The organism is Microbacterium binotii, from assembly GCF_021398715.1.
GTDB lineage: Bacteria > Actinomycetota > Actinomycetes > Actinomycetales > Microbacteriaceae > Microbacterium > Microbacterium binotii_A.
Genome location: NZ_CP090347.1, coordinates 2,918,851 through 2,944,310, shown reverse-complemented (window position 1 = coordinate 2,944,310; position 25,460 = coordinate 2,918,851). Strand labels below are relative to the sequence as shown.

At 70.5% G+C, this 25,460-nt stretch carries 20 protein-coding genes; 14 read left to right on the top strand and 6 right to left on the bottom strand.

Going from position 1 to position 25,460, the window contains the following annotated elements; genetic code table 11:
• Window positions 1-44 precede the first annotated feature (44 nt).
• The 5 genes from LXM64_RS14230 to LXM64_RS14210 all read right to left on the bottom strand — a co-directional run bounded on the left by LXM64_RS14230 (window position 45) and on the right by LXM64_RS14210 (window position 6,142).
• The gene (locus LXM64_RS14230; RefSeq protein ID WP_234073777.1) at window positions 45-578 is read right to left on the bottom strand and encodes a hypothetical protein; all 534 of its coding nucleotides are present in this window, start codon (window positions 576-578) and stop codon (window positions 45-47) included.
• A gap of 142 nt (window positions 579-720) precedes the next feature.
• The gene (locus LXM64_RS14225) at window positions 721-1,563 is read right to left on the bottom strand and encodes a Cof-type HAD-IIB family hydrolase (protein ID WP_419144870.1); all 843 of its coding nucleotides are present in this window, start codon (window positions 1,561-1,563) and stop codon (window positions 721-723) included.
• 117 nt (window positions 1,564-1,680) lie between these two features.
• Window positions 1,681-3,099 (bottom strand): glycoside hydrolase family 1 protein, encoded by a 1,419-nt coding sequence (locus LXM64_RS14220; protein WP_234073775.1) that lies wholly within the window; start codon window positions 3,097-3,099, stop codon window positions 1,681-1,683.
• Window positions 3,100-3,169: 70 nt separating this feature from the next.
• The gene (locus tag LXM64_RS14215) at window positions 3,170-5,026 is read right to left on the bottom strand and encodes a beta-glucoside-specific PTS transporter subunit IIABC (RefSeq protein ID WP_234073774.1); all 1,857 of its coding nucleotides are present in this window, start codon (window positions 5,024-5,026) and stop codon (window positions 3,170-3,172) included.
• 186 nt (window positions 5,027-5,212) lie between these two features.
• On the bottom strand, window positions 5,213-6,142 hold the full coding sequence (locus tag LXM64_RS14210) for a PRD domain-containing protein (RefSeq protein WP_234073773.1): 930 nt from the start codon (window positions 6,140-6,142) through the stop codon (window positions 5,213-5,215).
• A 187-nt stretch (window positions 6,143-6,329) separates the two neighbouring features.
• Here LXM64_RS14210 and rlmN point away from each other — a divergent pair, with 187 nt between their 5' ends.
• From rlmN to LXM64_RS16130, 12 genes are all read left to right on the top strand, one after another.
• Window positions 6,330-7,583: a 23S rRNA (adenine(2503)-C(2))-methyltransferase RlmN gene (rlmN, locus tag LXM64_RS14205; protein ID WP_234073772.1), complete on the top strand. Its 1,254-nt coding sequence runs from the start codon at window positions 6,330-6,332 to the stop codon at window positions 7,581-7,583.
• Between the two features lie 65 nt (window positions 7,584-7,648).
• Window positions 7,649-9,607 carry an ABC1 kinase family protein gene (locus LXM64_RS14200; protein ID WP_234073771.1) on the top strand — a complete coding sequence of 653 codons (1,959 nt, stop codon included), beginning with the start codon at window positions 7,649-7,651 and terminating at the stop codon, window positions 9,605-9,607.
• Window positions 9,608-9,681: 74 nt separating this feature from the next.
• Entirely contained in the window at window positions 9,682-10,146 is a 465-nt protein-coding gene (locus tag LXM64_RS14195) for an NUDIX domain-containing protein (RefSeq protein WP_234073770.1), read from the top strand.
• A gap of 114 nt (window positions 10,147-10,260) precedes the next feature.
• Complete coding sequence (locus LXM64_RS14190; protein WP_234073769.1) at window positions 10,261-10,941, top strand: GntR family transcriptional regulator; 681 nt, start codon at window positions 10,261-10,263, stop codon at window positions 10,939-10,941.
• Window positions 10,938-12,461: an MmgE/PrpD family protein gene (locus LXM64_RS14185; RefSeq protein WP_234073768.1), complete on the top strand. Its 1,524-nt coding sequence runs from the start codon at window positions 10,938-10,940 to the stop codon at window positions 12,459-12,461. The genes LXM64_RS14190 and LXM64_RS14185 overlap by 4 nt, the downstream gene beginning before the upstream one ends.
• On the top strand, window positions 12,461-13,357 hold the full coding sequence (gene prpB, locus LXM64_RS14180; RefSeq protein WP_234073767.1) for a methylisocitrate lyase: 897 nt from the start codon (window positions 12,461-12,463) through the stop codon (window positions 13,355-13,357). The genes LXM64_RS14185 and prpB overlap by 1 nt, the downstream gene beginning before the upstream one ends.
• 26 nt (window positions 13,358-13,383) lie before the next feature.
• The gene (locus tag LXM64_RS14175; protein WP_234073766.1) at window positions 13,384-14,574 is read left to right on the top strand and encodes a bifunctional 2-methylcitrate synthase/citrate synthase; all 1,191 of its coding nucleotides are present in this window, start codon (window positions 13,384-13,386) and stop codon (window positions 14,572-14,574) included.
• Between the two features lie 4 nt (window positions 14,575-14,578).
• The gene (locus LXM64_RS14170; protein ID WP_234073765.1) at window positions 14,579-15,757 is read left to right on the top strand and encodes a thiolase family protein; all 1,179 of its coding nucleotides are present in this window, start codon (window positions 14,579-14,581) and stop codon (window positions 15,755-15,757) included.
• A gap of 59 nt (window positions 15,758-15,816) precedes the next feature.
• On the top strand, window positions 15,817-16,593 hold the full coding sequence (locus tag LXM64_RS14165) for an enoyl-CoA hydratase-related protein (RefSeq protein ID WP_234073764.1): 777 nt from the start codon (window positions 15,817-15,819) through the stop codon (window positions 16,591-16,593).
• A 45-nt stretch (window positions 16,594-16,638) separates the two neighbouring features.
• Window positions 16,639-17,415 (top strand): electron transfer flavoprotein subunit beta/FixA family protein, encoded by a 777-nt coding sequence (locus LXM64_RS14160; RefSeq protein ID WP_234073763.1) that lies wholly within the window; start codon window positions 16,639-16,641, stop codon window positions 17,413-17,415.
• 12 nt (window positions 17,416-17,427) lie between these two features.
• On the top strand, window positions 17,428-18,393 hold the full coding sequence (locus LXM64_RS14155; RefSeq protein ID WP_234073762.1) for an electron transfer flavoprotein subunit alpha/FixB family protein: 966 nt from the start codon (window positions 17,428-17,430) through the stop codon (window positions 18,391-18,393).
• A gap of 647 nt (window positions 18,394-19,040) precedes the next feature.
• Window positions 19,041-20,219, top strand: a complete 1,179-nt coding sequence (locus tag LXM64_RS16130) for a cytochrome b/b6 domain-containing protein (protein ID WP_326490534.1) — start codon at window positions 19,041-19,043, stop codon at window positions 20,217-20,219.
• A gap of 126 nt (window positions 20,220-20,345) precedes the next feature.
• Here the strand turns inward: LXM64_RS16130 and LXM64_RS14145 are convergent, their stop codons facing one another.
• Window positions 20,346-20,852: a GNAT family N-acetyltransferase gene (locus LXM64_RS14145; protein WP_234073760.1), complete on the bottom strand. Its 507-nt coding sequence runs from the start codon at window positions 20,850-20,852 to the stop codon at window positions 20,346-20,348.
• 152 nt (window positions 20,853-21,004) lie between these two features.
• Between LXM64_RS14145 and LXM64_RS14140 the strand changes: the two genes are divergently transcribed.
• Together LXM64_RS14140 and LXM64_RS14135 are read left to right on the top strand one after the other, a co-directional pair.
• Complete coding sequence (locus LXM64_RS14140) at window positions 21,005-21,568, top strand: acyl-CoA thioesterase (protein WP_234073759.1); 564 nt, start codon at window positions 21,005-21,007, stop codon at window positions 21,566-21,568.
• A 66-nt stretch (window positions 21,569-21,634) separates the two neighbouring features.
• Window positions 21,635-25,333 carry a proline dehydrogenase family protein gene (locus LXM64_RS14135; RefSeq protein ID WP_234073758.1) on the top strand — a complete coding sequence of 1,233 codons (3,699 nt, stop codon included), beginning with the start codon at window positions 21,635-21,637 and terminating at the stop codon, window positions 25,331-25,333.
• The last annotated feature ends 127 nt before the right edge of the window (window positions 25,334-25,460 follow it).

The window sequence follows — 25,460 nt, the reverse complement described above, 5'->3', positions numbered from 1 at the left end:
GGGGAAGATGCAGTCTCGCGGTCGGGAGGCTCCGTGGATGCGGGCTACGCCGGTTCCCAACGGAGGACGGTCTCGAGCAGGTCCGCCGTCGGGTGCACGCCGTCGAGCCGGAGGACCGGTTTGCCGAGCGTGGCGAGCCACGCTTCGTGGGTGGTCCGGCTCCGCCCGTCGAACTCCGGATCGTCGTAGCTCTGCGCCCAGTCCCGGAACGCGTCCCATGCCGCGTCGTCGAGCGGGCCTCCCTGCCTCCGGAGTCGCTCCCGTGCCTGGAGCCGCCGCATCCGTTCGACCGGATCGAGCGTGACGAAGACGACGGCGTCGCACTCCGCGGCGATGCTGTCACCCCAGCCCATCATCGAGCCGGAGAGCACCCATGCCGGACGGGGCACGAAGACCGTCCGCATGAGCGCCACCCGATCGGCATCCGCGCGCTTCGCGGTGAAAGGCGGGTCGGTCGGTAGCCAGAAGTAGTCGTCGGCATCCGCGTGCGGCACGCTCCACGCTGAGGCGAGGGCGGCGCCGAGCGTCGTGGTGCCGCTGCCGCTCGCTCCGAGGATGTGCACCCGTCCGTGTCGCATGCTCCCATCCTCGCAAGACCCGCCACATCCGTCTGCGGCATCCACGTGCCGCCACACTTCTGCGCAACCGCGCCAGTCAATGACAGCTGCATCTGCGCAACGGCGACGCAACTCGGACAAAGGGGAGAGGGAGCCCCCGGGGTCAGATGAGGCCGTGGCGAGCGAAGGCGTTGCGGATGCCGTCGTCGAGTACCGCGGTCGTGACCTCGTCGGCGAGGTCCTTCAGCTCCTGCGCGGCGTTGCCCATCGCGATGCCCGTGCCGCACACCTGGAACATCTCGACGTCGTTCCAGCTGTCGCCGATGCCGATCGCGTCGGCGGCGTCGATGCCGAGGTGGTCGAGCACCGCGGTGATCGCCGACCCCTTCGTGACGCCCTGCATGCCGATCTCGCCGTTGGTTCCACCCGGAAGCGGGATGCTGCCCGGCACGACGTGGAAGCGGTCGCCCAGTTCGGACTGTGCGCGAGAGACCGCATCCGTCGAGTCGCTGAGGAAGACCGCCTTGGCGACGCGGGTGCGATCGATCGTGGCCAGATCCCGGAAGCGCGGTGCGCCCTGCGGTGCCGTCTGCGGCCCGGCGCCGGCGGGCCGGGGGCGCAACGAGGAGAGCATCGCGGCGACGGCGGCCTGCACCTCGGCGGATGCGTACACGGCCTCCTCGGTCTGGAGGAAGTAGTGGATGTCGTGGGAGCGGAAGAACCGCTCGAGGCGGTCGACCGCATCCGCCGGCATCGGATCGGCGACGATCTCCTCGCCGCCCGCGATCGCATATGCGCCGCCGTTGGTGATCGCGCCGTCGAAGCCGATCTCACGCACCGCGGGGTGGATGTCGCCGGCCGAGCGTCCGGTGCTGAGGTAGACGAGGGCGCCGCGCTCGCGGGCGGTGCGGATCGCGGTCACCGTGGAGGGCGCGATCGTGGTGCCGTGATCGAGGATCGTGCCGTCGACGTCGAGGAATGCGATGCGGGGAGGGGTCACGATGATCCATTCTCCCCGGTGCCGCCTGAGAGGTGCGTCGGGGTGGGGTCGGGCAGGACGGCACACGCGTGTGCCCACGACACGTCCGCGAGGGACGATCGTGGGCACACGCGGCGGGCGGCGTCAGCGGGTGAGGCTGGCGCCGTTCGTGCGGATGACGTCGGCGTACCAGCCGAACGACTTCTTCTCGTAGCGCTCGAGCGTGCCGCTGCCGTCGTCGTTGCGGTCGACGTAGATGAAGCCGTACCGCTTGCTGAGCTGCGCGGTGGAGGCGCTGACGATGTCGATGCATCCCCAGGAGGTGTAGCCGAGCACGTCCACGCCATCCGTGATGGCTTCGCCGACCTGCACGAGGTGGTCGTTGAGGTAGGCGATGCGGTAGTCGTCGATGACGGTCTTGACGCCGTCGATCTCGACCAGCTGGTCCTTCGCGCCGAGCCCGTTCTCGACGATGAACAGCGGCTTCTGCCAGCGGTCCCAGAACTGGTTGAGCACGAGACGCAGGCCCACGGGGTCGATCTGCCAGCCCCACTCGCTCGCCTCGAGCGTGGGGTTCGGCACGCCGCCCATGATGTTGCCCTCGCCGGTGACCTTCTTGGCGGGGTCGGCGGTTTGAGCGACCGACATGTAGTAGCTGAACGAGACGAAGTCGACCGTGTTGGTCAGGTCCTCGCGGTCCTGCTCGGTGATCTCCAGCTCGATCCCCTTCTCGCGGAGTGTCCGCAGGAAGTACCCGGGGTACGCGCCGCGGGTATGCACGTCGCCGTATACGAGGTTGGAGTGATCGAAGTCCATGACGGCGAGCGCGTCGGCCGGCGACGGCGTCAGCGGGTACACGGGCATCGACAGCACCATGCAGCCGATCTGCGCGTCCGGTGCGACCTCGCGGGCGATGCGCGTCGCGCGGGCGGATGCGACCAGCTCATGGTGCATGGCCTGGTACAGCTGAGCGTCGCTCAGCTGCTCCTTCGGAGTGTTGATGCCGCCGGACATGAACGGCGCGTGCAGCAGCGAGTTGATCTCGTTGAAGGTCAGCCAGTACTTCACGCGCGAGCCGTAGCGCTCGAAGAGCGTGCGGGCGTAGTTCTCGTAGAAGCCGATGAGGCGACGGTCGGTCCAGCCGTCGTAGGTCTCGGCCAGATGCAGGGGCGTCTCGTAGTGCGAGATCGTCACGAGCGGCTCGATGCCGTGCTTCTCCAGCTCGTCCAGCACGCGATCGTAGAACGCGAGGCCCTCCTCGTTGGGCTCGGCCTCGTCGCCCTTCGGGAAGATGCGGCTCCACGCGATCGAGAAGCGGTAGACGCCGAAGCCCATCTTCGCGAACAGGGCGATGTCCTCCGCGTAGCGGTGGTAGAAGTCGACGGCCTCGAGCTTGAGGTTGTCGGCCGTGGGCTCAGCCGTGCGCGGGCCGACGATGCCACGGGGCATGACGTCCTGGACCGACAGGCCCTTGCCGCCCTGATCGTAGGCGCCCTCGACCTGGTTGGCGGCGGTGGCGCCGCCCCAGAGGAAGCCCTGGGGGAACGGGGTGGTGGTGCTCATGGTTCTCTTCCGTTTCGTATCTGGGATGCGGCGTGCGGGCGGGAGCATGTGCCCCCGCCCGCACGGGGTGTCACTTGGCGGCGACGGCCTGCTCGACGGCGACGGCGAAGAACAGCGGCTCGCCGTGCGCGATCGGGCCGGATGCCGGCGAGCCCACGTTCGGGTACAGGTCGGCGTTGGTCACGATGACGGGGGTCGTCAGGTCGTAACCCGCCGCGGCGATCGCTGCGAGGTCGAACTCGACGAGCAGGTCGCCCTTGCTCACCTGCTGTCCGCTGGTGACCTTGAGGCTGAAGTGCTCACCGGCGAGCTTGACGGTGTCGATGCCGATGTGGATCAGCACCTCGGCGCCGTCCGCGTGACGCAGGCCGATGGCGTGGCCGGTCGGGAACGCGGCGACCACGGTCGCGTCGAACGGGGCGTAGAGCGCGCCGCTGCGCGGGATGATGGCGACGCCCTGGCCGAGCGAACCGTCGGCGAAGGCCGCATCCGGCGTCTCCGACAGCGGCACCACGGTGCCGTCGACCGGGCTGAAGACCTCGAGGTCGGTGCTCTCGGCGGGGGCGACCGCGTCCTCTGCGGGCTCCTTGAAGCCCACGATCACCGTGAGCAGGAAGGGCACGATGATGGCGGCGCCGAGGCCGAGGGCCAGGAAGACCATGTTGCCGTTGCCGAGCAGGGCGGGGATCGCCAGGCCCGAGGGCACGACGAACGCGGTCGAGAACACGCCGCCGAGCGAGATGATCGCACCACCGATCGCACCGCCGACGATGCCGAAGGCGAACGGACGCTTGAGGGGAAGGTTCACACCGTAGATCGCGGGCTCGGTGATGCCGGCGAGGAAGCCCGAGAGCGTGGCCGGGGCGGCGAGCGACTTCAGGTTCTTGTTGCGGGCGCGCAGCCACACACCGGCCACCGCCGCCGCCTGCGCGAGGACGGCCGCGAAGACGGGGGCCACGAGGAACAGCTGACCGTTGTTCTGCAGCTCGAGCTGGAACAGCGGCACGAGACCCCAGTGCAGACCGAAGATCACGAAGACCTGCCACAGACCGCCCATCACGGCACCGCCCAGCCACGGCACGGTCTCGAAGACCCAGCCGATGCCGGTGCCGACCCAGCCGCTGATGATCGCGGAGATCGGCCCGATGACCACGAAGACCAGCGGCACCGCGATGAGCACCACGATCATGGGGGTCACGAATCGGCGGATCGCTGCCGGGAGCTTCGCGTAGAGGAAGCGCTCGGCGTGGCTCTGCAGCCAGACGACGATGATGATCGGGATGACGCTCGAGACGTAGTTGACCATCGTGAACGGGATGCCGAAGAAGGTGAGATCCGGGGCTCCGACGAGTGCCGTGACGCTCGGATACAGGAGCGCGCCGGCGATGGCGAGCGAGGTGAACTCGGACGCCTTGAAATAGCGGGCGGCTGTGATCGCGAGCGCGAGCGGCAGGAAGTTGATGAACGCGTCGGACAGCGCGTTCAGCACGATGTAGGTGGAAGTGGTCGTGTCGATCCAGCCGAACGTGACGGCAGCCGCCAGGAAGGCCTTCAGCAGCCCGGTGCCCGCGAGGGCCCAGAGCGCGGGGGTGAAGATCGCGGAGATCATCGCGATGAAGCGGTTGAACAGGTTGCCCTTCGGAGCGTCCTGTGCCGGGGACGACGCCCCGCCCGCGCCGCCGAACTTGGAGATCTTGCCGATCTCCGCGTACACCTCGGGCACCTCGTTGCCGATGACGACCTGGTACTGGCCACCGGCCTGGGCGACCGTGACGACGCCGGGAACAGCCTTGATCGAGGCCGCATCCGCCTTGCCCTCGTCCTTGAGGACGAAGCGCAGTCGGGTGGCGCAGTGGACCAGCGAGGTGATGTTCTCCTCGCCGCCGACGCCCTTCAGGACGCCTGCTGCTGTCTTCGAGTAGTCCATCTCGGACTCCCTCTTTCCGCCGCATCAGCGCGGCACTCGCGTGGGTGACGCGCCGGGTCGGGCCGTTTCCGGGCAACAAAAAAACCTGAACTCGTTCACCGTCGATCAAGACGATGTGAGTTCAGGTTTTGCCTGCTGCCGCAGTAACAATCCGTCGCGTCGCAGGGCATCTCCGCCCTGCGCGAGTTACCGTAGCACCTCTTCGATGCCGCCGCCACCGTCGCCCGGGTCGGTCTTGGCCCCGACCTGCGAGGCCAGTCGCTCGACATGCACGATGAGGTACAGCAGCTCTTCGTCGGTGAGGTCGGAGCCTGTCGCCGCGCGCACATAGGCCTTCACCTGCTCGGCGATCGCGTAGGAGCGCGGATAACTGTGCTTGGCGAACTCGAAGAACGACGTGTCGCTCGATCGCAGCATGGTCTTGGAGACCAGCCGCTGCAGCAGGAACTGCACGTGGAGGATGAAGCGCGCGTAGTCAGGACTCTCGACGTCCAGGGTCACCCCGAGCCCCGTCTCGACCGTCGTCGCCACGTGCTGTACCCGCCGGAACAGCAGCGCTGCCGTCCCGTTCGGCTCGTCACGGGTGGCGTTGAGCAGGTGCATCGTCAGGAAGACGGCTTCCTCGGGCGGAAGCTCGCGCTCGAGCGCGGTGCCGATGTGGGTGGCCATGTGCTCGGCGGCGCGGAACTCGTGCGGATGCAGCACCCGCAGCTCGGGCATATGGGTCGCGGGGATGCGCACGCCCTGGTCGAGGCGCTCGAGCACGTACTGGATGTGGTCGATCACCGGGATGACGAGGCGCCGACCGAGGTGGTGTCCGAGTTCGCGTTCGGCGAGGTCGACCGCGCCGGTGACCGCCTCGATGACCGGGTACGGCACATCCGTGAGCAGCTGCCGCTCCCGCTCGCCCTCGGCGCCGGAGTCGAGGACGAACGTCTTCTCGACCTTCGCCGGGTCCAGCCGGTCCTCGGGCTTCAGCTGGAAGCCCAGGCCGCGCCCCATGAGCACGCGCTCGCGGCCGTGCTCGTCGATGGAGATGACGACGTTGTTGTTGAGGACCTTGTGCGCGACGACGTGGTTCTCGCGCGCGCCGTCGCGCCCTTCGGGTGAGGGCATGCGTGCATCCTAACGGGGCGACCGATGCCCGGCGCCCCCGCCCAGGGCCGTTCGCCGAGCGAGCATCCGTTCGTCGAGTGAGCACCCGATCGGATACTCGCTCGCTCAATGGGTGCTCGTTCGGCGCGGTTCGTCGGGGCTGTCCCGCCCAGGGCCCTGGCAGCCGTGCACCGGTAGCCTGGAATGCATGACCGACCAGCCCCCCATCCGCCAGGCCGCGGCCCGCGACGCCGCATCCGCCGTGCGCCAGGTGCGCCCCCGCACCGAAGGCTGGTCGCAGCAGAAGGACGAGAGCGGCCGGCCGCTCCTGCAGTTCGCCAGCCCCAAGCGCGGCAAGCCGCCCGTGCACCTGGCCGACCTCACGCACGAGCAGCGCGCCGAGAAGCTCGTCGAACTCGGGTTCCCGAAGTTCCGTGCGGCGCAGCTCGAGAAGCACTACTTCACGCATTACACGAGCGACCACGCGCTCATGACGGACCTTCCCGCATCCGGTCGCGAGGAGCTCGTGGCGGGCCTCCTGCCGCCGCTTCTGACCGAGGTGCGCCGGCTCGAGACCGACCGCGGCGACACGATCAAGTTCCTCTGGAAGCTGCACGACGGCGCCCTCGTCGAGTCCGTGCTGATGCGCTATCCCGGTCGCATCACGCTCTGCGTCTCGTCGCAGGCCGGATGCGGCATGAACTGCCCCTTCTGCGCGACGGGCCAAGCGGGCCTGACCCGCAACATGAGCGCCGCGGAGATCGTCGAGCAGATCGTCCGCGCCAACCGGCTGATCCGCGAGGGCGGCCTCGGACCCGCCGAGCACCCGGACGAGCGCGTCACCAACATCGTGTTCATGGGCATGGGGGAGCCGTTGGCGAACTACGCCCGCGTCATGCACGCGGTGCGTGTGATGACCGACAAGAAGCACGGTCTGGGCATGAGCGCACGCGGCATCACGGTCTCCACCGTGGGGCTCGCTCCCGCCATCCGCAAGCTCGCGGACGAGGACATCCCGGTGACCTTCGCCCTGTCGCTGCACGCGCCCGACGACCAGCTGCGCGACGAGCTCATCCCCGTGAACTCCCGCTGGAAGGTCGACGAGGTGCTCGACGCCGCGCGCGGCTACTTCGAGAAGACGGGTCGGCGCGTGTCGATCGAGTACGCGCTGATCAAGGACATGAACGACCACGCCTGGCGCGCGGATCTGCTGGCCGAGAAGCTCAACGCGCGCGGTCGCGGCTGGGTCCACGTGAACCCGATCCCGCTGAACCCGACGCCCGGCTCGGTGTGGACCTCGTCCGAGCGCCCCGTGCAGAACGAGTTCGTGCGGCGTCTGAACGATGCCGGCATCCCGACGACGCTCCGCGACACCCGCGGCAAGGAGATCGACGGGGCGTGCGGGCAGCTCGTCGCGACCGAGGAGGACCAGGCGGTCGCCGCGGCGACCCCGGTCGACTGATCCGCCGCGGATCACCCCCGGTCTGGTCCCCGACGCGGTAGCGTCGTCGCACAGGGGAGGGTGCGATGCCGCAGATCGTGTGGGTGATTCTGTTCGTCCTCGTGTTCGCGGGCGTCGCGGCGTGGGTCGCGCGCCGGCTCCTGGGGATGCCGATCGGGTGGATCCGTCCGTTCGTGACCGGAGCGCTCGTCGTGGTGGCGGGATCGCCTCTCGCGCTGTGGGCGCTGCAGCAGGCCGGAGTCGTCGACGGCGACGTCCTCGCCGTCGACGACGCGATCGGCGCGCTGTTTCTGCTGCTCACGATCGGGTGGCTCTTCGCGGTCGACGTGATCGCGATCGTCGCCCTGGAGTTCCTCTGGCCGACCAGACCGATGCGCAATCCGGTCGTCGTCGTGCGCGAGCTGTTCCGACGCCGTGATCGCGCCCGCCGCTACGCCGAGATCATCTCCATCGCCTCACGGCACGGGCTCGGCGTCTACCGCGGCCGGCATCGGCCCGATCGCGAAGAGCTGCCCGCCGCGATCGTCGCCGCGCTGAACGACGCCGGCGTCACCTTCATCAAGATCGGCCAGGTGCTCTCCGCGCGCGACGACGTGTTGCCGCCGGAGTTCACGAACGCTCTGTCGACGCTGCAGATGGAGACCGTGCCGATCCCCTGGAGCGAAGCGCGTCACGCGATCGAGGCCCAGCTCGGTCGCCCCCTCCAGGAGGTCTTCGCCCGCGTCGACGAGACGCCGCTGGCGGCCGCATCCGTCGCGCAGGTGCACGCGGCCACGCTTCAGGACGGCGAGGAGGTCGTGATCAAGATCCAGCGACCGAGCGCACGCGCGCAGGTTGCGACCGACCTCGACATCGTCGAACGATTGGCCGCGGATGCGGAGCGCCACACCACGTGGGCGCGAGACTACGGCGTGACGGCGCTGGCCGCGGAGTTCGCCAGATCGCTGCGGGAAGAACTGGACTACCGCATCGAGGCGGCCAACACCGAGATGCTGCGAGGCGCGGCGGCTCGCTCGAAGCTCACGCCGCTCGCCGTGCCGAAGGTCTTCGCGCAGTACACGACCGCGCAGATGCTCGTGCAGGAGCGCGCCGAGGGCATCCCGTTCGGCCACGTCGACGCGTCGACGCTCGACCCGGATACGGCGACCAGGATCGCCGACGCCGTCGTCGACGCGGTGTTCGAGCAGATCGCCGTGCGGGGCGTGTTCCACGCCGATCTGCATCCGGGCAACCTCATGCTCGCGGCCGACGGTACCGTGACCCTCATCGACTTCGGCTCGGTAGGCGTGCTCGAGAAGAGCATGCGTCGGCTGTTGCTGCCGCTTCTCGTGGCGATCGCCAATGAGGACGACGTCGCCGCGACGGACATCGTGCTCATGCTCGTGACCCCGCCCGACACCGACACCTTCGATCAGGTCGCGCTGCAGCACGACATCGGCGTCATCCTCACCCGCATGCACAACGCGGGCGTCGACCAGAACGTCTTCGCGGCCCTCGTGGACGTCATGCGCCATCATCGCCTCGCCCTTCCCCCTTCGCTCCTGCTGGTCTTTCGCACGTTGGCCTCGCTCGAGGGCTCGCTGCGGCGCCTGCGCCACGACTACGACATGGTCGGCCGCGCGCTGTCGCAGGCGCCCGCCTTCACGCGCGCGCTGACGTCGCCGAAGGGGTTCGCGCTCACGGCGCAGACGCAGGCGGCGATCGTGGGCGAGCAGCTGCGGCGACTGCCGCGGACGCTCTCCACTCTCAGTCAGCAGCTCGAGGACGGCACGTTCTCCGTGCGCCTGCGCAGCTTCGACGACGCGACCGGTCGCGGGTTCGTGGAGCAGCTTTTCTCGCGCTTCACGACCACGCTCGTCGGCATCGCCCTCGTGATCTCCGCCGTCCTGCTGGGTGTCTCGGACGCGGGGCCGCACCTCACCGCGCAGGTACCGCTGTTCCCCTTCCTCGGTGCGGTGGTCGGCCTCGGTGGGCTGCTCCTGCTGCTGCGGAGCCTTCGCGCCGCCTTCGAGCGACGACGATAGGGCCCGGGCGACCCTCACCGTCTCAGACCCGGCTAGCGTGGACGGGTGCGGCGAAGAAGCGACGGGATGCGGCGATGACCGCGTACAGCGCGGGGCTCCTCCTCTTCCGGCCCGATACCGCCGAGGTCCTGATCGCGCACATGGGCGGACCCTTCTGGCAGCGCAAGCAGGCAGGGGCGTGGTCGATCCCCAAGGGGGAGTACGACCCCGCATCCGAAGACCCCCTCGCCGCCGCGGAGCGGGAGTTCCAGGAGGAACTGGGACTGACCCCGCCCGCCGGGGAACGTGTGGAGCTCGGCGAGTTCCGCTACGCGTCGGGCAAGCGCCTCCGGGTTTTCGCGCTCGACGCCGACGGTTTCGCCCTGGTCGGGATGCGGTTCGGCGAGTTCTCGCTCGAGTGGCCGCCTCATTCGGGGCGCATGGAGTCGTTCCCCGAGGTGGATCGTGCCGAATGGGTGCGGATCGACGACGCGCGCGACCTTCTGGTGGCGGCGCAGCGCCCTGTGCTCGACGCCCTCGCGCCGCACCTGGATGACTGAACGATCCCGACGCATTGTGTATACCCAAAGTGCTCAAAGTGTCACTGAGTGGCGTCGTGCGGTGGTTTATGCATACACTGTGCGAGTTCATCGGATGACGGCAGAGGAGGCGGGATGCGGGCGAGCGACCGTGCGTACCGCACCCTTCTCGAGCAGATCCAGTCCGGTGAGCTGGCGCCGGGAACGGTGCTCGCCGAGGTGGAGCAGGCGCGCCGGCTCGGCGTGAGCCGCACGCCGCTGCGAGAGGCCATCGGGCGCCTCGCCGCCGACGGCCTCGTCGCTCAGGCCTCGCCGCGGGTCACCGTCGTGACCGACATCGACGCCGACGACATCCGCGCCCTCTTCGCCGTGCGCCGGGCGCTCGAGGAGTCCGCCGCTCGCATCGCGGCGGAACGCGTGTCGGACGGGGCTCCGGGTGAGCCGTTCGCCGCGCTCGCCGAGCGCTGGGCGGCCGAGGATCCGCAGGCGGATGCCGACGCCTACTACGCGACGATCGCGCAGTTCGATCAAGCGCTGGATGCGGCCGTCGGCAACGAGTATCTGATCGCCGCTCTGCGAACCGTGCGCACCCACCTGGTCCGTGTGCGCCGCCTCGCGCGCGACAACCCCGCACGTCTCGCCGCCTCCGCCGCCGAGCACCGCCTCATCGCGCGCGCGATCGCCGACGGCGACGCGGAGCTCGCCGCCCACGCCACCCACGTGCACCTGCACCACGCCCTGACCGCCATCCTCGCGTCGCTCGCCGACGCATCCGACGTCCCCCGCGTCGCACGATCCACCCCGGGAGCAGCATGATCACGCACCACCTCCGTGTCCACACGAGCGAAGAGAAGCTCACCCGCGAAGGCCAGCTGGCCTGGCACATCGCCGAGGTCGCCACCGACCCCGTGGCGGTCGACGCGGACGTCGTCGACATGATCGTCAACCGGCTCATCGACAACGCGGCGGTCGCCGCCGCATCCCTCACCCGCCGTCCCGTCGTCGCCGCGCGTCAGCAGGCGCTCGATCACGCGGTCTCGGTCGGCGGCGCCGGCGCGACGGTCTTCGGATGCGCGCTCGAGCGCCGCACCTCGCCCGAGTGGGCGGCGTGGGCCAACGGCGTCGCCGTGCGCGAGCTCGACTACCACGACACCTTCCTCGCGGCGGACTACTCGCACCCGGGCGACAACATCCCGCCGATCCTCGCCGTGGCGCAGCACGTCGGCGCCGACGGGCAGGCGCTCGTGCGGGGCATCGCGACCGGCTACGAGATCCAGATCGACCTCGTGCGGGCGATCAGCCTGCACAAGCACAAGATCGACCACGTCGCGCACCTCGGCCCCTCGGCCGCGGCCGGGATCGGCACCCTGCTGGGCTTGGACGCCGAGACGATCTACCAGGCCGTCGGGCAGGCGTTGCACACGACCACCGCGACTCGTCAGTCCCGCAAGGGCGAGATCTCCACCTGGAAGGCGCACGCCCCCGCGTTCGCCGGCAAGATGGCGGTCGAGGCCGTCGACCGCGCGATGCGCGGTGAGACCTCGCCCTCGCCCATCTACGAGGGTGAGGACGGCGTCGTCGCCTGGCTGCTCGACGGCAAGGACGCCTCCTACGACGTGCCGCTTCCCTCCGCGGGCGAGCCCAAGCGGGCGATCCTGGACTCGTACACCAAGGAGCACTCCGCCGAGTATCAGGCCCAGGCGTGGATCGACCTGGCCCGCAAGCTCGGCACCGAACGGCCCGAGCTCCGTGATCCCGCGAACGTCGACTCGATCGTGCTGCACACCAGCCACCACACGCACTACGTGATCGGCTCCGGGGCGAACGACCCGCAGAAGTACGACCCGACCGCATCCCGCGAGACGTTGGACCACTCGATCCCGTACATCTTCGCGGTCGCGCTCCAGGACGGCGCCTGGCATCACGTCGACTCCTACGCGCCCGAGCGTGCGGCGCGCGCGGACACCGTCGAGCTGTGGCACAAGGTCGCCACGGCGGAGGACGCCGAGTGGACCCGCCGCTACCACTCCGAGGACCCCGCCGAGAAGGCATTCGGGGGGCGCGTCGTGATCACCCTCACCGACGGGTCGGTCATCGAGGAGGAGATCGCCGTCGCCGACGCGCATCCGCTCGGGGCCCGGCCCTTCGTCCGCGAGGACTACGTCCGCAAGTTCCGGCTGCTGGCGGAGCCCGTGCTGGAGGAGACCGAGATCGAGCGGTTCCTCGGACTCGTGCAGCGCCTGCCTGAGCTGACCGCCGACGAGGTGCGTCAGCTCTCGATCGTCGCCAAACCGGGGCTGCTGCTCTCGCAGCCGGCGCCGAAGGGGCTGTTCTGATGCTCGGGTCGACGGCGTCCGCATCCGACAAGCGCCGCGCGTTCCGCGCGGGGCTCGCCTCGGGTGAGTTGATGCGGCTGCCCGGTGCCTTCAATCCGCTGTCCGCGCGCCTGATCGAACGCAAGGGATTCGAGGGCGTCTACATCTCGGGTGCGGTGCTCTCGGCCGATCTCGGGCTTCCCGACATCGGCCTGACGACCCTGACCGAGGTCGCCGGGCGCGGGGCCCAGATCGCCCGGACGACCGAACTCCCGGCGCTCATCGACGCCGACACCGGCTTCGGTGAACCCATGAACGTCGCACGCACCATCCAGATGCTCGAGGACGCCGGCGTCGCGGGCGCCCACATCGAGGACCAGATCAACCCGAAGCGCTGCGGGCACCTCGACGGCAAGGCCGTCGTGGACGAAGGAACGGCGCTTCGCCGCATCCGCGCCGCCGTCGACGCGCGCCGCGATCCCGACTTCCTCGTGATGGCGCGCACCGACATCCGCGCGATCGAGGGGTTGGACGCGGCGATCGACCGCGCCAAGGCGCTCGTGGATGCGGGAGCGGACGCGATCTTCCCGGAGGCGCTGGCGACCCTCGACGAGTTCGAGGCGATGCGCAAGGCCGTCGACGTGCCGATCCTCGCCAACATGACCGAGTTCGGCAAGAGCGAGCTCTTCTCGGTCGATCAGCTGCGCGACGTGGGCGTGAACATCGTCATCTGGCCGGTCTCGTTGCTGCGCATCGCGATGGGCGCCGCCGAGCGCGCGCTCGACGAGCTCGTCGACAAGGGACATCTGCGCGACAAGGTCGGCGAGATGCAGCATCGCGCCGAGCTCTACGACCTGATCGACTACGAGCAGTACAACAGCTTCGACGACAGCATCTTCACCTACACGCGTCCGTGACGCGCGGCCCAGCACGAAGGAGTGACATGACCGAGCAGGACCAGATCCGGAAGGGACTGGCGGGGGTCGTCGCCGACGAGACCGCCATCTCCAAGGTCAACCCCGAGACCAACTCGCTGCTGTACCGCGGCTACCCCGTGCAGGAGCTCGCTGCCACGCAGCCGGTCGAGGCGGTGGCGTACCTGCTGTGGCACGGCGAGCTGCCGAGCGACGAACAGCTCGCCGAGCTCCGCCGCATCGAGCGGGAGCACCGGCCGCTGACGGCGGCCGTGCAGTCGGCGATCGAGCTCGTGCCGCTCGACGCGCATCCCATGGATGAGGTGCGCACCGCGCTGAGCGTGCTCGGTGCCGCCGATCTCGCCGGTGTCGGGTCGGTCCTGGATGCCGTGGGGACTCCGGAGGAGAACCTTGCGCGGAGCCTCCGGCTGTTCGCCGCGCTGCCGGCGATCGTCGCCTACGGCCAGCGCCGCCGCCGCGGACAGCTTCCGATCCCGCCGCGCGACGACCTGGACTACGCGGCGAACTTCCTCTGGATGACCTTCGGTGAAGAGGCGGATGCGGTCGTCGTCGACGCCTTCAACCGGTCGATGATCCTGTACGCCGAGCACTCGTTCAACGCCTCCACCTTCACCGGACGGGTCATCGCCTCCACCCTCAGCGATCTGCACTCCGCCGTCGTCGGCGCGGTCGGTGCGCTGAAGGGTCCGCTGCACGGCGGCGCGAACGAGGCGGTGCTGCACATCTTCGACGAGATCGGCGAGGCGGAGAACGTCACCGCCTGGCTCGACGAGGCACTCGCGAACAAGCGCAAGATCATGGGCTTCGGTCACCGCGTCTACAAGCGCGGCGACTCCCGTGTGCCCACCATGAAGGCGGCGCTCGACGATCTGGTCGCCCACTACGACCGCCCGGATGTGGCACGGCTCTACGACGCGCTCGAGAGCGAGTTCGTGGCGCGCAAAGGCATCTACCCCAACCTCGACTACCCGTCGGGGCCCGCCTACAACCTCATCGGGTTCGACACGGCGACCTTCACCCCGCTGTTCGTCGCCGCGCGTGTGGTCGGGTGGACGGCGCACATCATGGAGCAGTACAGCCGCAACGCCCTCATCCGTCCGCTCTCGGTCTACACCGGCCACGAGGAACGGCACGTCGCGGGCTACGTCCCCGACGACGCGGCAGAGCATGTCAGCGAGCGGCCCGAAGAGAAGGGCTGAGTCCGTGCGCGAGGCGGTGCTGGTCGACGCGGTACGCACGCCCTCGGGTCGAGGGAAACCCGGGGGTGCGTTGAGCGGGGTGCATCCCGTGGACCTCGCCGCCGGCGTGCTGCGCGCCCTCGTCGAGCGCAACGGCCTCGAGGACGCCCTCGTCGACGACGTGCTGCTGGGCTGCGTCAGCCAGGTCGGCGAGCAGTCCACGAACATCGCGCGCCAAGCCGTGCTCGCGGCGGGCTTCGCCGAGACGGTGCCCGCCGCGACCTTCGACCGCCAGTGCGGCTCGGGTCAGCAGGCCGTCCACTCGGCGGCGCACGCGATCATGGCCGGGGCTGCCGACATCGTGATCGCCGGCGGTGTCGAGTCGATGAGCCGCGTGCCCCTCGGCTCGGCGGCCGCATCCGGGTCCCCCGTCTCGCCGCTGCTCCGCGAGCGCTATCCCGAGGGCCTCGTCTCGCAGGGCATCGCCGCCGAACGCATCGCTGCGAAGTGGGGCCTGTCGCGCCAAGCGCTGGACGCCTATGCGGCCGAGTCCCACCGCCGTGCCGCCGCGGCGGCTGCGGCGGGGTTCTTCGTCTCGCAGCTCGTGCCCGTCGAGGCGCCGACCGGTCTCGTCGAGACCGATGAGACGATCCGCGCGCAGACGACCGTGGACGCGCTGGCGGCTCTGCCGCCGGCGTTCCGCACCGACGCCGCGGCGGCGCGCTTCTCCGAGCTCGAGTGGCGCGTCACCGCCGGATCGTCGTCGCCGCTGACCGACGGCGCCTCCGCCGTGCTGCTCATGAGCGCCGAACGCGCCGCGGAGCTCGGGCTGCGCCCGCGCGCCGTCCTGCGTTCGTTCGCCGTCGTCGGCGACGACCCGCTCATGATGCTCACCGCGCCGATCCCGGCGACGCGCCGCATCCTGGATCGCGCGGGGCTCACGATCGACGACATCGACGCGTACGAGGTGAACGAGGCGTTCGCCTCGGTGCCGCTCGCGTGGCTGGGCGAGCTCGGCGCCGATCCCGCGCGTCTGAACCCCTGGGGCGGCGCGATCGCTCTCGGGCACGCGGTCGGCTCGTCCGGCACCCGGCTGCTCGGCACGCTCGTCGCGTACCTGGAGCACACCGGCGGGCGCCGGGGGCTGCAGGTGATGTGCGAGGGCGGCGGCATGGCGAACGCCCTCATCGTCGAACGGGTCTGAGGGGAATTCCCCGGGGAGCGACCCTGCCCCCGCAGGTGCGCTCATGCCACGATGGGCAGATGAGCACCTACGAGACGATCCTCGTCGAGCAGCACGGCCGCGTCGGGTGGATCACCCTGAATCGTCCCGACGCCCTCAACGCCCTCAACTCGACCCTGGTGGGTGAGCTCGCCGCCGCCGTCGCCGGTTTCGACGCCGACGAGGGCGTCGGGGCGATCGTGCTCACCGGGAGCGAGCGCGCGTTCGCCGCGGGTGCCGACATCAAGCAGATGGCCGACAAGTCCGCGCGCGACATGCTCGTGGACAACCCGTTCGCGGCCCTCGAAGCGGTGACACGGGCCCGGACGCCGCTCATCGCCGCGGTCGCCGGCTTCGCCCTCGGCGGCGGATGCGAGCTCGCCATGATCTGCGACATCATCCTGGCTGCCGACACCGCGCAGTTCGGTCAGCCCGAGATCGCGCTGGGCGTCATCCCGGGTCTCGGCGGAACCCAGCGGCTCACGCGTGCGGTAGGCGCGTACAAGGCCGCGGAGCTGGTGCTGACCGGGCGTCGCATGGGGGCCGAGGAGGCCGAGCGCGCGGGACTCGTCTCCCGCGTCGTCCCCGCGGCCGAGCTCCGGGATGCGGCGATGGAGGTCGCCGAGGCCATCGCCGCCAAATCGCTGCCGGTCGTCTATGCCGCGAAGGAGGCGCTGCGTGCGGCGCAGGAGACGACGCTGGCGGAGGGGCTGCGGTTCGAGAAGCAGAGCTTCGCGACGCTCTTCGCCCTCGAAGACCAGAAGGAGGGGATGGCCGCCTTCCGCGAGAAGCGTGCGCCTGAGTTCCGCCATCGCTGACACCGAGTGTCGTCTAGACTCGTCCTGTCGAAGGAGCACCGCCCCATGAGAATCATCGTGCTGGTCAAAGAAGTCCCCGACACCTACGGTGACCGCATCCTGGATCTGGAGACCGGACTGGCCGACCGCGCCGCCAGCGATCGCGTCATCGACGAGATCGGGGAGCGCGCCCTCGAGGCCGCGCTCTCCTTCGCCGACGCGCACGCGGGCACCGAGGTCGTGGCGATGATGATGGCCGCAGACGAGGCGACGCCCACGCTGCGCAAGGCGCTCGCGCTCGGCGCGGGCTCCGCCGTGCAGATCGTCGACGAAGCGCTCCGCGGCGCCGACCTCGGACTCACCGCCCAGGTGCTCGCCGCCTCCATCGCGCGGACCGGTTTCGACCTCGTCATCGCGGGCAACCAGTCCACCGACGGTGTGGGCGGCGTGATCCCCGCCATGATCGCCGAGCGGCTGGGCGTGGCCTCCGCCACGGGCCTCGCGCGCGTCGAGCTCGCCGAGGACGCCGTCGAGGGCGACCGTCCCGGAGACGGTGCCGTGCGCCGCATCCGTGCCGAACTGCCCGCCGTCATCTCGATCACCGAAGCGATGCCCGAGGTGCGGATGGCCGGTTTCAAGGGCGTGATGGCGGCGAAGAAGAAGCCCATCGAGACGCTGTCGCTCGCCGACCTCGGCATCGACGCGGACGACCCCGATGTCGCGCGCTCGATCATGATCGCGATCGCCCCCCGGCCCGCGCGCGCGGCCGGCCAGGTGATCGTCGACGAGGGCGACGGCGGCAACCGCCTCGCCGAGTTCCTGATCCAGAACCGCCTGGTCTGAGAGGTGACGACGATGACCGACTTCGCCGACGACGCGATCCTGGTGCTGCTGGAGACCTCCGCGGCGGGGGGACTCGCCGCATCCGGCGCCGCACTCCTCGGGGCCGCATCCCGCGTGGGAACGCCCGTCGCCCTCGTCGTGGGCGACGCGGCGCTCGCCGCAACGGCCGGGGAGTGGGGTGCGCCTCGCGTGCTCGTCGCCCCCGGGGGTGAGGGACTGGGTGTGGCCGAGGTCGACGCGCTCGCCGCGGCGGTGGGGCAGGTGGCGCCCGAGGCGGTGCTCGTCTCGCACTCGATCGACGGGCGCGACGTCGCGGGGCGGCTGGCCGCGCGTCTCGGCGCGGCCCTCGCGGTCGACATCGTGGGGCTCGATCGCGACGACGAGGGCGTGATCGCTCACCACTCCGTCTACGGCGGCGCGTACTCCGTCGACGCGGCGGCGACCTTCGGGCCGCTCGTGGCGACCGTGCGTCAGGGTGCGGTCGAGGACCGAGCCGCGTCCGTCGAGCCGGTCGTGACGGAGCTGTCGGTGACCCCGTCGGGTGTGCCCGCCGCATCCGTCCTGTCCACCGAGGTGGTGGAGAAGGCATCCTCGCGTCCCGAGCTGCGGGGAGCCGCACGGGTGGTGTCGGGCGGACGCGGACTCGGCTCGGCCGAGAAGTTCGCCCTCGTCGAGCAGCTCGCCGACGCGCTCGGCGCCGCCGTCGGCGCATCGCGCGCAGCGGTGGATGCGGGCTACATCCCCTACGAGCATCAGGTCGGACAGACCGGTGTCTCGGTGTCACCGCAGCTCTACGTCGCGCTCGGGATCTCGGGCGCCATCCAGCACAAGGCCGGCATGCAGACCGCGAAGACCATCGTGGCCGTCAACAAAGACGCCGATGCGCCGATCTTCCAGATCGCGGACTTCGGCGTCGTCGGCGACGTGTTCCAGGTGGTGCCGCAGCTCATCGACGCCCTCGCGGCGAAGCGGGGCTGAGCGTGGCTGATCGCCCGCCTCGCGTGCGCCGGGGCCTCCCACGCGTTGCCGGCGGGGAGCCGTGGCCTCCCGCATCCTTCGCCGCCGCCGTGGAGCCCGCCGTGGCTTCCGCGGCTGCCCCTGGTGCAGAGGCCTCCCGTCAGGTGGAGGTCACCCCTGTGGCGGCGGACGCGGGGTCGCTATCCCTCGGTTCGCCTGTCACAGATCGCGGGGTACCCCCGCGATCTGTGACAGGCGAACATGGCCGGCGCTCGGTGCGAAGGGGGCTGCCGCGGGTGGCGGGGGGAGAACCCTGGCCTCCGGCGCAGACGGTCGATCCTGCGTCTCCCGTCGTTCGGCTCCCTGGACCCGACGGTGCGGGCTCCGCCGTGGATGCTGCACGCGTGGCCGCGGTGCCGAGTGCCGCCAGTGGTTCGGCTCCCACCCTCCAGGGCCACTCCCACCCCGGCTCGCCTGTCACAGATCGCGCGGACAGCGCGCGATCTGTGACAGGCGAGCAAGGCTCGAAGCCCGTACGGCGGGGGCTGCCGCGCGTGGCGGGCGGGGAGCCGTGGCCCCCGGCGGGACGGATGCGGCCGGCCGCCACCGTGGCGACCGCTCCGGACATCGGCGCTGCGACGCATTCCGCACCCGACACTGACTCCGACGTGACCGCCGGATCGGCCGCGGACCCCGGCTCGGCCACCACGCGCACTACGCCCGCCGCACCCGCTGGCGGGGCGCCTGTCCCGGATGTTCAAGAGACGCGATCCGCGCCGAACCCCGGCGAGGAGCCGCATCCGGAGTCCCTCGCGCAAGCGACCACGGACGTCGAACGGATGCGGGAGCCGCTGCCGTTCACGCCGACCGTCTTTCCCGGACGTGCCGCGCTCGAGCCTCCCGCGCCGCGGCCCGAGCCGCGCCGCTACGGCCCGTTCACCGCGCTGCAGTGGGTGGGCGCGGGCATCGTGGCCGGCGCGGGGGCGTTGTTCGCGCTCGCGATGATCGTGTTCGCGACGCGGTGGCTCGTCTCGCTCGACCCGCTGCGCGACTTCCTCGCGACCTACCCGGGCGAGTACCACCTGCCCGAGAGCGCCCCCGTGGGCCTTCCCGCCTGGCTCGGCTGGCAGCACTTCCTCAACGCGTTCTTCATGCTGCTGATCATCCGGTCGGGTCTGCAGGTGCGGCGCGAGAAGCGGCCGACGGCGTTCTGGACGCCGCGGTGGAACAGCAAGCGCAAGACCAGCCTGACGATCTGGTTCCACCAGTCGCTCGATCTTCTGTGGCTCGTGAACGGCCTCGTGTTCCTCGTGCTCCTGTTCGTGACGGGGCAGTGGATGCGGATCGTGCCGACCAGCTGGGAGGTGCTGCCCAACGCGCTGTCCGCGATGCTGCAGTACGCGTCGTTGGACTGGCCGACCGAGAACGGCTGGGTGAACTACAACAGCCTCCAGCAGCTCGCTTACTTCACCACGGTGTTCGTCGCCGCTCCGCTCGCGATCCTCACGGGGGTGCGGATGAGTGGACTGTGGCCGCGCAAGGCGGAGACCCTCAACCGCGCTTACCCGATCGAGTGGGCGCGCAAGGTGCACTTCCCCGTGATGCTCTACTTCGTCGCGTTCATCATCGTGCACGTCGCCCTCGTCTTCGCGACCGGTGCGCTGCGCAACCTCAACCACATGTACGCCGCGCAGGGGTCGACGGATCCCACCGCCTACGCGGACAACTGGGCCGGGTTCTGGATCTTCGCCGCATCCGTGCTCGTGATGGCCGGCGGGTGGATCGCCGCGCGTCCCCTCGTGCTCGCGCCCATCGCGCGGCTCTTCGGCACGGTCAGCGCCCGCTGATCCCGCATCCGCCGCTCAAACGGCCGCGAGACTGCATTTCCCACACGAGATCACGGGAAATACCCGTGATCTCGTGACGAGGATGCAGTCTCGCGAAAAAGCGGAGTACCGGATGTGAGGCCCGGGTCAGCGGGTGAAGCGCACCTCGGTCAGCGTCTCGCCGAGGAACGGCTCGGTGTGCGTCGCGCCGTCGAGGGCGAAGCCGTTGCGCGTGTAGAAGCGGTGGGCTCGCGGGTTGTCGTCGGCGACCCAGAGGTAGAGCTGCTCGCCGGGCTCGACGGCGGCGTCGAAGAGCTTCTGGCCGATGCCGGTGCCGTGCCACGCATCCAGCAGGTAGATGAAGTACAGCTCGCGCTCGCGCGGGGCGTCCTCGTCGCGCGCGGGGCCGGAGCCGACGAAGCCCACGATCTCGCCTTCCACGAGTGCCGCGGACATGCGGTAGTCGGGGCCCTGCTCGGCCCAGTGGGTCCAGAGCTCGGCGAGCCTGCGGGGCGAGACGCGCTCCAGTGCGGCCTTGCTGATCAGGTGGTCGTAGGTCTCGTGCCAGCACGTGGCGTGCACGCGACCGAGGGCTTCGGCGTCCACGTCGCGTACCGGGCGGACGATCACATCGGTGGTGAGGTCGGCTTCCATGGCCAGACTCTACGCGGGCGGCACGAACGGCGGAAATCGACTCCGCCGGGTCATTGCGGGCCACCAGCGACGACCCGGATGCGGCCGCCGCCGCTGTCGGATTCGTACAATCGACTGCCGCATCATCCTGCGCTCTCCTACGATCTGTCGTCGTGAACGTGATCTGGCGCACCCTGCTTCTGCTCGCCTCCTCCCGCCGCCGTTACCGTCGCGAAGGCGCGATGGACTCGCTCGGCGTCGGGCGCATCCGACTGACGACACTTCCCACCGACCTCGACGTCGTGGGGCACATGAACAACGGACGGTACCTGTCGCTGTTCGACCTCGGTCGCTTCGACCTGCTGATGCGCACCGGGCTCTGGGACCTCATGCGCGAGCGCGGCTGGTATCCGGTCGTCGCCAACGCGACCATCAGCTACCGCAAGTCGCTGCATCTGTGGCAGCGCTTCGACGTGGAGTCGCGCGTCATCGCCGCCGACGACCGCGCCGTCTACCTCGAACACCGCGCCGTCGTCGACGGTGAGATCTACGCGCAGCTCATCGCCCGCGGTCGTTTCGTGCGTCGCTCCGGCGGCACGGTGGGCCTCACAGAGCTGTTCGAGGCGCTGGGCCAGGATCCCGCCACCGTGCCGGCTCCCGAGGAGTGGATGCTCCGCTGGGCCGAAGATGTGGCGCTACCGTCGACGCGTCGCCCCGCCCCCAGCATCTGGCGCTGATCCGGCGCCGTCCGCGGGCTCGTGTCACGCCGGTGGCGCCGCCGGGCCCCGACGTAGGCTGAGCGCATGTCCTCCAGCACCGAGGCGGGGGCGCCACGAGCGCCGCGTCCCGCATCCCTCGCCGACGACGCGGTCACCCTCGCGCGCCGTTGGGTCGCCGAAGCCGCCGACGCCCACGCGGACCCCGCGGCGGAGCGCCTCGCGGGAGTGCTGCGCGACCCCAACGGGCTGCCGTTCACGATCGGGTTCGTCGACGGTGTCATGCGCCCCGAGAGCCTGTCGGCGGCGGCGGCGAACCTCAGCCGCATCGCCCCGCTCGTGCCCGACTTCCTGCCCTGGTACCTGCGCTCCGCCGTGCGGGTCGGAGGGGCCGTCGCCCCGGCGGTGCCCACGCCCGTCGTACCGATCGCCCGCCGTGCGCTGCGCGACATGGTCGGCCACCTCATCGTCGACGCCCGCCCCGAGAAGCTGGGGGCGGCGATCACCAAGCTGCGCGCGGGCGGCGCCAAGCTGAATCTCAACCTGCTGGGCGAGGCCGTGCTGGGCGAGAACGAGGCGCGGCGCCGACTCGACGGCATCCACGAGCTCATCCGCCGCCCCGACGTCGACTACGTCTCGGTCAAGGTCTCGGCCATCGCGGGGCACATCTCGCTCTGGGCGTTCGACGAGGTCGTCGAGCGTGTCGTCGAGCGCCTGCTGCCGCTGTATCTGAGCGCTGCCGCCGACGGCACCTTCATCAACCTCGACATGGAGGAGTACCGCGACCTCGACCTCACGATCGCGGTGTTCACCCGCATCCTCGAGGACGAGCGGCTCTCGCAGCTCGAGGCGGGCATCGTGCTCCAGGCGTACCTGCCCGATGCGCTCCCGGCTCTGCAGGAGCTGACCGCCTGGGCCCGGCAGCGCGTCGCGGGCGGCGGCGCCGGCATCAAGGTGCGCCTGGTGAAGGGCGCGAACCTCGCGATGGAGCGCGTCGACGCGATCATGCACGTTTGGCCGCAGGCCCCGTACGACACGAAGCTCGACACCGACGCGAACTATCTGCGCTGCCTCGACTGGGCACTGGATGCCGACCACGCCGCCGCCGTGCGCGTGGGTGTCGCCGGTCACAACCTCTTCGACGTCGCCTACGCGTGGTTGCTCGCCGGCGAGCGCGGTGTGCGCGAGCGCATCGAGTTCGAGATGCTCCTGGGTATGGCCGCGGGTCAGGTCGCCGCGGTCTCTCGCGAGGTGGGCTCCGTTCTGCTGTACGTGCCGGTCGTGCGTCCCGACGAGTTCGACGTGGCGATCAGCTACCTCGTGCGCCGGCTCGAGGAGAACGCGTCCAACGAGAACTTCCTCTCCGCCGCGTTCGATCTCGACACCGACCCCGAGCTGTTCGAACGCGAGCGCGACCGCTTCCTCGCATCGATCCAGCGGTCGACGGAGGCGGGGCTGCGCATCGGACCCCGGCGCGGGCAGAACCGTCTGCAGAGCGCAGCGGATGCGGCCGAGCCCGCCATCCTGAGAGACCCCGCCCCCACGCAGGAGATCGCAGGTCTCACCCAGGCCGTGCTCGGCATCGCCGCCGACCGCACCGAGCCCGACGCGCACTCCGTCCTGTTCGGCGGCGCGGAGTTCGTCGAGACGGCCGTCTTCTCGCCGCGCGAATCGAACGCCGGCGTGCACGGGGCGCCCGGCTTCCGCCCCGCCGCCGACACCGACCCGGCTCTCCCCGCCAACCGCGAGTGGGCGCAGCGCATCATCGAGAGGATCGAGACCTCGACCGCCGGCGACGCCACCATCGGCGGAGCCCGCGTCGGCGACACCGACACTCTCGAGCGCACGATCGCGCGCGTGCGCGACGCGGCCGCCGGCTGGGGCTCGCTGCCAGCGGCCGACCGGGCCGTGGTGCTGCAGGCGGCCGCGCGATCCCTCGAGGCGCGGCGCGACCTGCTCATCGAGGTCGCCGCATCCGAGACCGGCAAGGTGCTCGCCGAGGCGGACGTCGAGGTGAGCGAGGCAGTGGACTTCGCCAACTACTACGCCGCCACCGCGCGCGAGCTGGACCGGGTCGCCGGTGCCGTCTTCGTCCCGGCGCGGCTGACGGTCGTCGCTCCGCCGTGGAACTTCCCGCTCGCGATCCCCGCGGGAGGCGTGCTCGCGGCCCTCGCGGCCGGCTCCGGCGTGGTGTTCAAGCCTGCCCCGCAGGCGCGCCGCTCGGCGGCCGTCGTCGCCGAGGCGCTGTGGGATGCGGGCGTGCCCCGCGACCTGCTCGCTCTCGTCGACATCGACGAAGGGGAGCTGGGGGAGCAGCTCATCTCCCATCCCGCGGTGGATCGGGTGATCCTCACCGGGTCGTGGGAGACTGCGCAGCTCTTCCGCTCCTGGCGACCGGACCTGCCGCTGCTGGCGGAGACGAGCGGCAAGAACGCCATCATCATCATGCCGTCGGCCGATCTCGATCTGGCCGCATCCGACCTCGTCCGGAGCGCGTTCGGCCACGCCGGACAGAAGTGCTCCGCCGCATCCCTCGCGATCCTCGTCGGCTCTGTGGGGCGCTCGGCCCGCTTCGCGCGCCAGCTCGTCGATGCCACGCGCTCGCTCGTGGTGGCATCGCCCGCCGACGCCGCCGCGGAGGTGGGGCCGGTGATCGAGCCGCCGCAGGGCAAACTGGCGTGGGCGCTGACGACGCTCGACGACGGCGAGAAGTGGCTCGTGGAGCCCGAGCAGATCGACGGTGCACCCGAACTGGCGGGACGGCTGTGGCGTCCCGGCATCCGCACCGGCGTCGCGCCGGGGTCGCGCTTCCACCTCGAGGAGTTCTTCGGTCCGGTGCTGGGCGTCATGCACGCATCGTCGCTGGCCGAGGCGATCGAGCTGCAGAACGCGGTCGCCTACGGGCTGACCGCGGGTCTTCACACCCAGCACCCCGACGACCTCGCGCTGTGGCTCGACCGCGTGGAGGCGGGAAACCTCTACGTGAACCGCGGCATCACGGGGGCGATCGTGCAGCGCCAGCCCTTCGGCGGATGGAAGCGCTCATCGGTCGGGGCGGGCACGAAGGCCGGCGGCCCGAACTACCTGATCGGCCTCGGGAGTTGGCGACCCACCGCGGTCGGTGGCTCGACCACGCTGCATCTGCGCGGGCTCGACTCGCGCATCACCGCGATCATCGAAGCCGCCCAGCCGTCACTGGACTACGAACGCTTCGAATGGCTGCGCCGGGCAGCGCTGTCGGACGCGGTGGAGTGGGACCGTGAGTTCGGCCGCATCAAGGATGTGACGGGGCTCGGTGTCGAGCGGAACCTGTTCCGGTACCGGTCGGTCGACGTCGCCGTGCGGGCGACCGCGAGCGCGGAGGTGCAGGAGGTGCTGCGCGTCGCGCTCGCCGCCCTGCGCGCAGGTTCGGCCGCATCCCTGAGCACGGCGACGGGGCTTCCGCCCGCCGTCCGCCGCGCCCTGGGCGAGGCGGGTCTCACGGTGCACGTCGAGACCGACGCGCAGTGGATCGAGCGGCTCACCCGCGCCGAGGCGGATGCGGCCGGTGTCAGCGTGAAGCCGCGCGTCGCGCGAGCGCGGCTCGTGGGGCCCGCTTCCGAGACCGACGTCCTGCACCGAACGCTGGCCGAGGCGATCGCCGGAGACCCGGATCTCGCCGTCTACGCGAACCCGGTCACCACGGCCGGCCGCCTCGAGCTGCTGCCGTTCCTGCACGAACAGGCCATCGCGATCACCGCGCACCGCTTCGGCAACCCCGACGCGTGGAGCGAAGAGGTCATCTAGAGCGTGGCCCGGGCCGGTCGCCCTGTCATCGCGCCGGGCGGTTCCCGAATCCATGTCCCACTTGCTGCAGAAATCAGACCCGATTCCTGCAGCACGTGGGACATGCGGTGCGGCGCGTGGGACATGC